General features: G+C 44.6%; 9 protein-coding genes. 8 read left to right on the top strand and 1 reads right to left on the bottom strand.

The genetic code is table 11. The annotated features are described in order from the left end of the window. Positions 1-15: 15 nt before the first annotated feature. The 6 genes from M72_RS00795 to M72_RS00770 all read left to right on the top strand — a co-directional run bounded on the left by M72_RS00795 (position 16) and on the right by M72_RS00770 (position 8,207). Positions 16-1,092: a Gfo/Idh/MocA family protein gene (locus tag M72_RS00795; RefSeq protein WP_055066830.1), complete on the top strand. Its 1,077-nt coding sequence runs from the start codon at positions 16-18 to the stop codon at positions 1,090-1,092. 14 nt (positions 1,093-1,106) lie between these two features. Beyond that, positions 1,107-3,341: a glycoside hydrolase family 3 N-terminal domain-containing protein gene (locus M72_RS00790; RefSeq protein WP_141652672.1), complete on the top strand. Its 2,235-nt coding sequence runs from the start codon at positions 1,107-1,109 to the stop codon at positions 3,339-3,341. Positions 3,342-3,626: 285 nt separating this feature from the next. Beyond that, positions 3,627-4,910 (top strand): AAA family ATPase, encoded by a 1,284-nt coding sequence (locus tag M72_RS00785; RefSeq protein ID WP_261291771.1) that lies wholly within the window; start codon positions 3,627-3,629, stop codon positions 4,908-4,910. A gap of 41 nt (positions 4,911-4,951) precedes the next feature. Then, positions 4,952-5,473, top strand: a complete 522-nt coding sequence (locus M72_RS00780) for a nitroreductase (protein ID WP_055066827.1) — start codon at positions 4,952-4,954, stop codon at positions 5,471-5,473. A 376-nt stretch (positions 5,474-5,849) separates the two neighbouring features. Then, on the top strand, positions 5,850-6,653 hold the full coding sequence (locus M72_RS00775; RefSeq protein ID WP_022044796.1) for an Rpn family recombination-promoting nuclease/putative transposase: 804 nt from the start codon (positions 5,850-5,852) through the stop codon (positions 6,651-6,653). Between the two features lie 102 nt (positions 6,654-6,755). Further along, positions 6,756-8,207 carry a C69 family dipeptidase gene (locus M72_RS00770; RefSeq protein ID WP_055066826.1) on the top strand — a complete coding sequence of 484 codons (1,452 nt, stop codon included), beginning with the start codon at positions 6,756-6,758 and terminating at the stop codon, positions 8,205-8,207. Here the strand turns inward: M72_RS00770 and M72_RS00765 are convergent. Continuing rightward, on the bottom strand, positions 8,204-9,550 hold the full coding sequence (locus tag M72_RS00765) for an MATE family efflux transporter (protein ID WP_082413711.1): 1,347 nt from the start codon (positions 9,548-9,550) through the stop codon (positions 8,204-8,206). The genes M72_RS00770 and M72_RS00765 overlap by 4 nt on opposite strands. Positions 9,551-9,712: 162 nt before the next feature. Between M72_RS00765 and M72_RS00760 the strand changes: the two genes are divergently transcribed. Further along, a complete protein-coding gene (locus tag M72_RS00760) occupies positions 9,713-11,200 on the top strand; it encodes a sensor histidine kinase (protein ID WP_022044793.1) in 1,488 nt (495 codons plus the stop codon). Beyond that, entirely contained in the window at positions 11,197-12,213 is a 1,017-nt protein-coding gene (locus M72_RS00755; protein ID WP_022044792.1) for an ABC transporter substrate-binding protein, read from the top strand. Before M72_RS00760 ends, M72_RS00755 begins: the two co-directional genes overlap by 4 nt. The last annotated feature ends 5 nt before the right edge of the window (positions 12,214-12,218 follow it).

The raw sequence follows: 12,218 nt of genomic DNA, 5'->3' as shown, positions 1-12,218 counted from the left end.
TAAGGAGGAAATACCATGAGAAAATTAAGAGCAGGAATCGTAGGCTGTGGAGGGATTGCTAACGGAAAACATCTCCCGGCTATGCAGAAAAGTGGTCTCTATGAGGTGGTGGCTTTTTGTGACATCATCATAGAGCGTGCGCAGGAGACAAAAGAAAAATTTGGCACAGAAGATGCAAAAGTATTTGAAGATTACCGTGAACTTCTAAAAGAAGATCTGGATGTTGTATATGTAACTACCCCAAACCGTTCCCATGCAGAAATCTCTATAGCAGCAATGGAGGCAGGAAGAGATGTCATGTGTGAGAAGCCAATGGCAAAAAATTATGCAGAAGCACAGAAGATGGTCGAAACTGCTGAAAGAACACACAGAGTTCTCAACATAGCATATCAGAACCGTTATCGTACAGATTCATTGTATCTGAAGGAAATGTGCAAAAGTGATGAATTGGGAGAAATCTATTTTGCCAAAGCACATGCACTCAGAAGAAGAGCTGTTCCGACCTGGGGTGTGTTCCTGAATGAAGAAGAACAGGGCGGCGGTCCCCTGATTGATATTGGTACACATGCACTGGATCTGACATTATGGATGATGGATAATTATGAAGTGCAGTCTGTTACGGGAGCTTCCTTCCACAAGCTGTCTGATCAGACAGACCAGGGAAATGCATTTGGTAACTGGGATCCGGATAAGTTCTGTGTAGAAGATTCTGCTTTTGGCTTTATCCGTATGAAAAATGGGGCAGTGATCGAACTGGAATCAGCCTGGGCACTGAACACACTGGAGGTTGATGAGGCAAAAACAAGCCTGTGTGGTACCAAAGCCGGAGCTGATATGAAAGATGGCCTTAGGATCAATTACATCCACCATAATGCACAGGTAGTAGAGAAACCGGAATTATCAAGCGGTGGAGTAGCATTTTTCTCAGGAAAAGAAAAGTCAGCAGCAGACTATGAACAGGAATTGTTTTACCACATCGTTGTTGATGGGGCAGAACAGGTTGTGAAGCCTGCACAGGCTGCAGTTGTCACACGTATTCTGGAAGCGGTGTACCGTTCAGCAGAGAGTGGAGAAACCATTTATTTTGATTGAGGGAAAAGAAGATTATGGAACAAAGAAAATTAAAAAAGTTGTTGTCTGAGATGTCATTGCGTGAAAAGATTGGGCAGATGATACAGCTGACTGGAATTTACTTTGATGATGATGCGGTACTTACCGGGGAGGTGGGGGAAGACCAGCCACCTCAGTGGGTGACTCAGTATGCTGGTTCTGTACTAGGTATGATCGGGGCAGAAAAGCTCAGGGGAATTCAGAAAAAATATGTGGAAGCGCATCCGCATCATATTCCATTGCTGTTTATGGCAGATGTCATACATGGGTGCAGGACCATAGCTCCGATTCCTTTGGGACAGGCTTGTTCGTTTCATCCGGAACTGGTTAGAAAGATGGCGGGACATGCCGCAGCAGAGTCTGCTTCTGAGGGGATCAGGGCTACGTTTTCTCCAATGATTGATGTATCCAGAGACCCGAGGTGGGGGCGGATAATGGAGTCTTTCGGAGAGGATCCTTTTCTGAACGGAGTTATGGGAACCGCAATGCTTAGAGGATATCAGGGCGAAGAAGGAAAAGACCCGGCAGGGAACAAAAAAATACCGGAGTCCGGTATCGCAGGCTGTTTAAAGCATTTTGCAGGTTATGGTGCAGTGAGTGCGGGAAGAGAATACAATGATGTGGAAATATCACAGAGAACCTTCCGGGAACAGTATCTCAAACCATTCCGTATGGCAATGCATGCAGATCCGGCAATGGTGATGACAGCGTTTAATGCAGTTGACCGCAGACCGGTCAGTGGAAACAAGGAACTGCTTGAAGGCACTCTCAGGGAAGAAATGGGTTTCAGTGGCACTGTGATTTCAGATTGGGGATCCATAGGGCAGTTGGAGGAACAGAATGTAGTGTCAAGCCAGAAAGAGGCCGCAGAGGCCGCAGTCCGTGCGGGAGTTGACATTGACATGATGAGTCCGGCATATATGTTCCATCTGGAAGAACTGGTTAAAGAAGGGAGTATTCCAACTTCGTTGATAGACAAAAGTGCATGGAATGTGCTGGTGATGAAGAATCGGCTTGGCTTGTTTGAAAATCCATTTGCAGGAATGCAGGGAGAAGAACCGTTGTCTGCTGAGGCAAAGAAAACCGCGCTTGCGCTGGCATGTGAGAGTTCGGTTCTTCTGAAAAATGATGATATGCTTCCTCTGAAACCGGAGAGGAAGGTATTTTGGGGCGGACCTTATGTGGAGTCAAGGGAATTGCTGAGCAGATGGGCAATTTTCGGCCGTTATGATGATGTGGAAACGATCAGAGAAGTCCTGAAAGCCCGGAAGATGCCGGTTCGTTTTCTGCCAGAATGTGAGATTCTGACAGAAGAGGAAAGGAGGCTGTGGCAGGCTGAAAACTGTAGAATTCAGGACAGCGGAGAACAGGATAAAGAGATACCTGAAATATGCGTGAATAGTGGAAAACAATATGCCACACTGGATGAAATTGAACCGGAGGATACCGTGGTACTTGTACTTGGAGAACATGAGGCACAGTCAGGTGAAGCCGCGAGCAGGGCATTTCTTGATCTGCCGGAAGGGCAGCAGAAGTTTTTTGATGCAGTAGCTGGCCGTACCTCCCATATTGTGACGGTCATTCTATCGGGCAGGCCGTTGGATATACGGAAAATAGCGGAGAAATCCCAGGCTGTCCTTTTTGTCTGGAGACCGGGAACAATGGGAGCTGAGGCTGTTGTTCGCTTGGTGTATGGAGAAGAGACCCCATCAGGAAAACTGTCTGTGAGCATACCATGGTGTGTGGGACAGGTGCCTGTCAGTTACTGGGATGTAAAGACCGGACACCGGATGGTAGAAACGAATCCGGAGAATCGCTTTACGAGCCGGTATATGGATATTCCGAATGAACCGCTTTATCCATTTGGATTCGGTCTCTCTTACACAGAGTTCACCATTACGCCCCCCATATTTGAGAAACAGGAAAGAGAGGATAAGATTGACATATCCTGCAAGGTGAAGAATGTGGGAGAAGTGCCTGGGGCAGAAGTCGTGCAGTGTTATGTGGAGACACTTTGTGCTCCTGTTGTGCGACCGGATAGAGAACTTATCCGGTTTCGGAAAATTTTTCTGTTGCCGGGTGAAGAGCAGGAAGTAAAATTTACGGTTAATCGGAAGGAACTAGCTTTTTATGGAGAGAATATGGAACTCATAGATGGAGATGTCCAGTTTCGTTTTATTGTTGGAAACAGTAGTAGGTCAGAAGCGGGGAGTATCCTTTATGCCTTTTGAGTTGACATTTGATGAATGATTCTCCGGGCATTTTGAGAATCTCAAATGTCAGGAAGAACATAATTTAAAGCAGGGGACATTGTGATGGAAAGAATCACAATGTCCCCTGAAATTTTTTCGGGATATACAAATCCCTACCCCAAAAATATGAAGAAAGTATTATGGGCAGAAAACATCAATGGACAGGAACCATTTGTAAAATCATGGATAGAATATCGGAAAAAATATAAGTGCAAAGACAGAATGTTTGTGGTATGCTAAAGACAGAAATCTGGTCGTAACGGTTTGTTGGTAAAATGGTGGATGGTTACGAATGACATTACGGAGGTGTTAGGCATGGGAAGTTATCTGAATCCGGGCTGCAAAGGCTTTGAGGAGAGCTTAAATTCCGCAATTTATGTAGATAAAACTGGGTTAATCGAAAAAATAAATGCGGTTGTTAACACACGGCAGAAATATATTTGTGTCAGCCGTCCGCGGCGATTTGGAAAATCTATGGCGACGGATATGCTGGCAGCATATTACGATCAGAGCGTCGATACGGCGCGGTTGTTTGATACTCTGCAGATTGCAAAGGCAGAGACTTATCAGAAATACCGGAATCAATATGATGTGCTGAAAGTGAATATGCAGGAATTTTTAAGCATGACGCACAGTATGGATGAAATGCTTGCGGTTTTTCAAAAACGCATGATTGCAGATCTGAAAAGAGGATATCCTGATTATGTCATGGATGGAGAAGACAGTCTGGTGTTTGCGATGAAAGACGTATATGCACATACGAAGTGCCCGTTTATCATACTGATCGACGAATGGGACTGTCTGTTCCGCGAGTACAAGCAGGACAAAGAGGCACAGAAAAAATATCTGGATTTCCTGCGGGTATGGATGAAAGATCAGGAATATGTGGCACTTGCCTACATGACCGGAATTTTACCGATAAAAAAATACGGTTCGCATTCGGCACTCAACATGTTTACGGAATATTCCATGACCAATCCACGCGAGATGGCGGAGTTTTTCGGTTTTACCGAAGAGGAAGTGCACGCATTGTGCGCAACATACAAGCGCAATTTTGAAGAAGCGCAGGCGTGGTATGATGGCTATGAACTTGTCGCAATGGACGGAGAAAACCCCAAAATCTATTCCATGTACAGCCCGAAATCAGTGGTCGATGCAATGTTAAGCGGTCTGTATGATAATTACTGGAATCAGACCGAAACATATGAGGCATTAAAAATTTATATCCAGATGAATTTTGACGGGTTAAAAGATGCCATTGTGCGGATGCTTGCCGGGGATCGTGTGGAAATCAATACAGGGACATTTTCCAATGATATGACAACATTCCAGAACCGGGATGATGTTCTGACACTCCTGGTTCATCTGGGTTATCTGAGTTATCACTGGATGGACAAAACGGTGTCGATTCCAAACAAAGAAGTGTCACAGGAATATGTAAATGCAATCAGTACCATGGACTGGCATGAGGTGATTGATTCTGTCGAAGCGTCGAAAAATCTGCTGGAATCAACTACAACAGAGAGACAAAAACGCATACGTGTGTGATTGAGCAATTAACAAAAGAAGACTGACAGGAGGAAACCAAAATGAGCAACGTATTAGAAGAAATGAAAACCAGAAGAAGCATCCGTAAATTCAAACCGGATGCCATCCCACAGGAATTTTTAGACCAGATCATTGAAGCGGGAACCTATGCGGCAAACGGCAGAGGCGCACAGAATGTCATCATCATTCAGGTGACAAACAAAGAGAAGCGCGATGAAATCGCAAAGAAAAATGCAGAAATCATGGGAAGTGAGGGTGATCCGTTTTACGGCGCACCGGCAATACTCATCGTTTTAGGAAAAAAAGACTGGCCGACACATGTCTATGACGGCAGTCTTGTGATGGGAAACCTGATGCTTGCAGCCCATGATCTGGGAATCGGCAGCTGCTGGATTCACCGCGCGAAAGAGGAATTTGAAAGCAGCTGGGGCAGGGAACTGCTTGCATCCCTTGGGATTGAGGATGAATATGAGGGAATCGGACACTGTGCGCTCGGCTATGTGGACGGGGATTATCCGGATGTTATTCCTAGAAAAGAAAACCGCGTCTTCTATTTGAAATAAAGATAAAAATTTGGGAAATAGGTGTTGTAACTGCACCTGTTTTCCAGCCACTTCCGAAAGTGGAAAATTTACAATTGTAAATATGAGTTGACGAGAACAGATAGATACGTTATTCTATATTTACAAAACTCACACCAATCAAATTCAGTCAAAAACAGGCTGGACAAATCGTTTAAAGCACAAGAAGTTCAGGTGCTTACAATACCACGAGTTTTAACAATTAAATATGGGATGGCATTTGGGAAAATGGCTTGTTTCTGCGGATGAATGATTGCTTAATTAATAGTGTATGTTATACTATAAAAAAGACTTTCATAACAATATCGATGCTCCCAGTGTCTTCTCTATTCACAAAAGGAAGAAGGAGAAGAATGATATGGCAAATGCAAAAAAGTATGATGACTTAACGTTTACAGATGATTTTATGTTCTGTAAAGTAATGACAACGAACCCGGAACTCTGTCACGAGTTGTTAGAACTTATTCTTGGAAAGAAAGTAGGTGCTTTCACCCGACTTGATCAACAGAAACCAATAGAAATGACGGCTGATGGAAAGGGCATACGATTTGATGTGTACAGCGAGGATGATTCCGGGATTGTGTATGATTGTGAAATGCAGACGAGCAAAAAAGATAATCTTCCGAAGCGTACGAGATATTATCAGGGAATGATAGATTTAAATTTACTTGAAAGGGGTGCGGATTATAAAGAACTGAAAAAGAGCTATGTGATCTTTATTTGTCCATTTGATCAATTTCAGGAGGGGTTACACAAGTACACATTTGAAAATCAATGTAAAGAGATACCAGAACTTGTATTGGGAGATGAGTCAACGAAAATATTCTTGTGTGCCGGTGGGCATGCAGATGATGTATCGGATGAAATGAAGGACTTTTTAAACTGGCTTACGACAGGACAGACAGGCAATAGCCAATTCGTGAATAAGCTTGAAAATGCTGTTCTGAAGGCAAAAAAACATGAGGAATGGAAGGTGGAATACATGACGTTACTTATGAGAGACAATGAAATGATGGAAAAGGGCCGTAATGATATGCTTTTTTCATTGGTGCAGGACGGAACACTGTCTCTTGAGATTGCAGCAACAAAGGCAGAGATGCCGGTGGAGAAGTTCGCAAAAGCCATGAAAGAAGCAGGATATTTTATAAGGGAGCTTCCATGAGAGAAGATTATCATATTTATTATGAAAATGAAGAAGAACTGTCCGTCTGGCAACCGGAAATAAAAATGTAATGGCAAATAGAAAGAAAAGGAGACAAAAAATATGCCTTGTACAACGATATTAGTAGGAAAAAATGCAACCTATGATGGTTCAACCATGATTGCAAGGAATGATGATGCGGGTGGAAATGATCACTTTACGCCAAAGAAAATGATTGTGGTGCAGCCAAAGGAGCAGCCGCGTGTATACAAAGCGGTACTTTCTTCTGTAGAAATTCCGCTTCCAGAAAATCCACTTTGCTATACAGCTATGCCAAATGCAGTGGAAGGGAAAGGAATCTGGGGTGCATGCGGAGTTAATGAAGCACGGACCGGAATGACGGCAACCGAGACAATCACATCCAATCCACGTGTACTCGGTGCAGATCCGCTGGTGGAAAACGGCATTGGAGAGGAAGATATTGTATCGTTAGTACTTCCTTATATCCACAATGCAAGAGAGGGTGTCCAGCGGCTGGGAGAACTTCTGGAAACATATGGCACTTATGAAATGAATGGAATTGCCTTTTCCGATCAGAATGAAATCTGGTGGATGGAGACCATTGGCGGACATCACTGGATTGCACGCCGTGTGCCGGATGATGCGTATGTGGTTATGCCAAATCAGCTTGGAATTGATGCATTTGATCTGGATGATGCATTTACCATGCAGGAAAATCATATGTGTTCTGCAGATATGCGGGAGTTTATTGCGAACCATCACCTGAATCTATCCATGGATGGCACTCTGAATCCGCGCGAAGCTTTTGGCAGCCATGACGATGCAGATCATGTGTACAATACACCGCGTGCGTGGTATATGCTGCGTTGCCTGAATCCACACACATACAACTGGGATGGACCGGATGCGGATTTTACACCGGAGTCCGATGATCTGCCATGGACACTGGTACCGGAGCGCAGGATTACGGTGGAAGATGTGAAATATGTGCTTTCTTCGCATTATCAGGGAACACCTTACGATCCATATGGAGCGTATGGAGATCCGGGGCAGCGCGGCATGTATCGTTCCATCGGTATCAACCGCAATGATTTTGTTGGTCTTGTGCATATCCGCCCGGAGCATGGAGAGGATGCCAATGTACTGGAGTGGGTTGCATATGGCTCCAATGCTTTTAATGCCATGGTGCCGTTTTATGCGCAGGTGGAGGAAACTCCGGAATATGTGGCCAATACGACAGCAGAAGTTTCTACAGATAATTTTTACTGGGTAAGCCGGATGATTGGTGCGATGGCAGATGCCTCTTATAAGAAATCGGTGTTCCATGTCGAGCGGTATCAGGAGAAAGTGCTGTCTAAAGGACATGAGATTATCAATCATTATGATAAGCTGCTGGAAAAAGAAACCGACGCAGGAAAGCGCATGGCACTTAAGACAGAAGCAAACAATGCGGTGGCAGATATGGTAAAAAAAGAAGCTGCCGATACACTTGATAAAGTTCTGTTTGAACTGTGTGGACAGATGAAGAATGCATTTGCCCGTTCCGATGCTTAACGCATCAGTTTCCGCCGCAGAAGCAGATACGCCGTGATCATAACCGTACCGGTCAGTACCCAGGAGATCGGATAGATAATCATAACAACCCAGAATTCATGTACGGCACGGCAGACGGTGTTGATCCAGATAAGGCGCAGCACACAGGAGCCGACCACGGTGATCAGAGCCGGTGTCAGGGAATGGCCAAAGCCACGCATGGCACCGCCGCTGATCTCGTAAGTGGAGGTCAGAAGTTCCAGTGTGGTGACGATCAGAAGGCGCTGTACGGCAAAAGTCAGGACATTCGGATCGGTCGTGTACAGGCGAAGGAAAAAGTCCCGGCCAAGTACAAAAATACCGGATAACAGACCACAGAATATCACGGAAAAAATCATGCAGAGACGGTATACTTTTTTGCACCGCTGAAAATCTCCGGCACCGTAATTCTGGCTCGTAAAAGTTACGGTAGTCTGGGCAAATGCGTTTACCATAAAATACGCAAAAAATTCAAAGTTCAGTGCAGCTGCAGATCCTGCGATAGCGTTTGATCCAAAACTGTTAATCATGCTCTGGATGCAGACGTTGGCAAGGGAAAAGACCATGCCCTGCAGGCCGGCAGGAACACCAATGATCAGAATTTTTTTCAGTTCGCCCCAGTCAATGGACAAGCCGGAGAGTTTGACACGGATTGGTTCCTGTTCATGCAGTAAAATATAAAACAGAATACCGGAACTTACAATATTAGAAACAACGGTGGCAATTGCGACACCGGATACTCCCAGATGAAATACAATGACAAGAATCAGGTTCAGTCCGGTATTGATGATTCCGGCGGCAATCAGGGCATACAGCGGGCGGCGGCTGTCACCGATGCTGCGCAGGATTGAGGAACTGAAATCATAAAGCATGATAAATGGCATGCCGAGAAAATAGATCCGTAGATATAAAACTGCCAGATCGAGAACATCTTTTGGCGTTCCCATCAGTGTCAGTACCGGTCTGGCAATGAATTGCCCCAGTACAAGCACGAAAATGCCACTGCATAAAGCGACAACGATGGCGGTGTGAATTGCCCCTTTTACATGTTCTTCGGCTTTCTGTCCGATGTAGCGGGAAATAATTACGTTGGAACCGAGCGAAATTCCGATGAACAGATTAATCATCAGTGCGATGAGCGAACTGTTGCTTCCCACGGCCGCCAATGCACGGCTGCTTGCAAAACGGCCGACCACTGCGGTATCCACAGAATTAAATAATTGCTGTAAGATGCTACTGGCAGCCAGAGGCAGAGCAAAAATCAGTAATTTATTCCACAGTGTTCCGTGGGTCATATCAATTGTATTTTTCTGCTTTATTTTCATAGTTATAAAACCTTCTTTTTATCCTGTTTACTGGCAAACACGATTATAATCCCGGGCAAAAACAAAAGTCAATAGCCAGGCAGACGGGTTTTGACCTTTTGCATAATTGGGTATATAATCAACAAGGAGACAGGGAGAGGTATATCAAAATAAAGGTAGGGTATGAAAAAGAAAAGAAGAACGAAGAAGGTAGCGTTTTCCATTCGGAGCAAGCTGCTGTTATTGCTGTCTGCATCAATGCTGCCATTTCTGCTGATTGCAGTATATCTGTTAATTTCCATAGCTAATTACAACCAGACATATCATGAGATTGTGGATCATCTTACCATTGCAAACACCTACAATATTCAATTCAAAGAACAGATGGATGAAAGTCTTTACAAAGTCGTTGTGGGATATGTTTCGATGGACAATATTGCAAATGATGAGACGCTTAAAGACCCGTATGTGCTTATCCGGAACCTGAAGAAGAGCTGTACCGGTTTGCGGGATGTGACGAGTGATTATGAAAGCCGTATGTGGCTGGATAGTCTGCTGCGCAATGTAGATACACTTAAAAACCGTGTGGATGATATTGCAGAAAATGTCAAAAAGGGTGATCGCTACGATGAGAACATCCGGCAGCTGGATGACAATATCTATATCCTGACAGAACTGATTCAGGAGGACATTCAGTACTATATTTATTATCAGACAAATTACATGGAGGCTGTGACAAACACCTTAAACCAGCAGATCCACACATTTGTTATTGTGTTTGCTGTAGTTCTTGCGGCACTGGGGATTGTTGTCGGAGGCGCAGGTTTTTTTGTTACGTCCGGAATATTACGCCCGCTGAGACAGCTTTACAATGCGACCGGAGAGATTTCGGAGGGAAATTTTGCTGTGCGGACACACGTAAAATCGCACGATGAAGTGGCGGTGCTTGCACACGGATTTAACGATATGGCGGAAAATATACAGATTCTGGTGAATAAGGTGCGTGAGGATGAACAGAAAATGCGGAAGGCAGATTTACGTCTGCTGCAGGAGCAGATTAATCCCCATTTTCTATACAACACACTGGATACGATTGTGTGGCTGATTGAGTGTAACGAGACAGAACAGGCAACGGAAATGGTTGTTACCCTGTCTGATTTTTTCAGACTTGTACTCAGTCATGGTCAGGAATTTATCAGTATCCGCATGGAGGAACAGCATGTCAGGAGTTATTTGCAGATTCAGGAGACCCGTTATCATGATATTATGGAATATCATATTTTAATAGATCCGGAACTCTATGGCTATCAGATTCCTAAAATGACATTGCAGCCAATCGTAGAAAATGCACTGTATCATGGGATCAAATGCAAGCGCTCCAAAGGACAGATCTGTATCCGTGGAGAAAAGAAACAGGATCTGCTGATACTGACGGTGACAGATGACGGCGTGGGGATGGAGGAAGCCGATCTGCAGGATTTGCAAAAAGAGATTGAAAAGCCATGCAAACAGACGGATCGTGGCTTTGGACTCGCAAACGTCAATGAACGCCTGCACATGTATTTTGGCGCGGAATATGGGGTAAAGATTGCATCCAGACCGGGGGAAGGGACGCAGGTGACGATCGTGATTCCGGCGGTGCACAACGTAACAGGGGAGGCGATAACATGAAAAAGAAAGGCAGATGGATACCGGTCATCGGGTGTTTGATGCTGGTGCTTTTTCTGGCAGGTTGTGGAAAAACGATAGATATTCAAAGTACGGCAGAGCAGGAGATTCCCAGTCAGAATCAAATTGTGGTAGGGGTGTCACAGCTTGGCAGCGAGTCTATGTGGCGTACCGCAAATTCGGCATCCATCCAACAGGCACTGTGCAAAGAAAACGGTTATTTTTTACTGTTTAACAATGCCAGGCAAAAACAGGAAAACCAGATTAAAGCAATTCGCAGTTATATTTCGCAGCGTGTGGATTATATTGTCTTTTCACCCATTGTGGAGGATGGCTGGGAAACCGTGCTGCAGGAAGCAAAAGAGGCTGATATTCCGGTGATTGTCATGGATCGGAATGTCAGCTGTGATCCATCGCTGTATACGGCGTGGGTCGGTTCCGATTTTACGGAAGAAGGAAGAAATGCCGCGCGCTGGCTGGAGGAAGACCTGAAGGGGAAGAAATTTGATCAAAAGGAAACGGTACATATCGTGGTACTGCGAGGGACTTCCAATGCATCTGCAACGTTAGGGCGCACAAAAGGGTTTGCAGAGATTGCAAAGACGCATCCGAACTGGGAAATTCTGGATTCCGATGATGCTGATTTTACCACGGCAAAAGGCAGAGAAGTGATGGAAAAATATCTGCAGAAATATAAAGATATTGATGTGGTTGTATCGCAGAATGATGATATGACGTTTGGTGCAATCGAGGCAATTCGTGCGGCCGGAAAGACGACCGGGACGGGAGGCGATATTACGCTGATTTCTTTTGACGGAACGAGGAGTGCACTTGAAAAAGTAAAGTCCGGCGTGATCAATGTGGATATTGAATGTAATCCGTTGCAGGGAACATACATACAGGAAATTATCAACCGGCTGGAAGACGGTGAGTCGGTAGACAAAATTAATTATGTAGAAGAAAAAGTGTATACACAAAAAAATGTGCTTTCTGTTTTGGGAGACAGAGTGTATTAAAGGGG

Source organism: Roseburia faecis, from assembly GCF_001406815.1.
Classification (GTDB): Bacteria; Bacillota; Clostridia; order Lachnospirales; family Lachnospiraceae; genus Roseburia; species Roseburia faecis.
The sequence above is the reverse complement of the archived record's forward strand: the minus strand, read 5'-3'. Positions and strand labels throughout refer to the sequence as shown.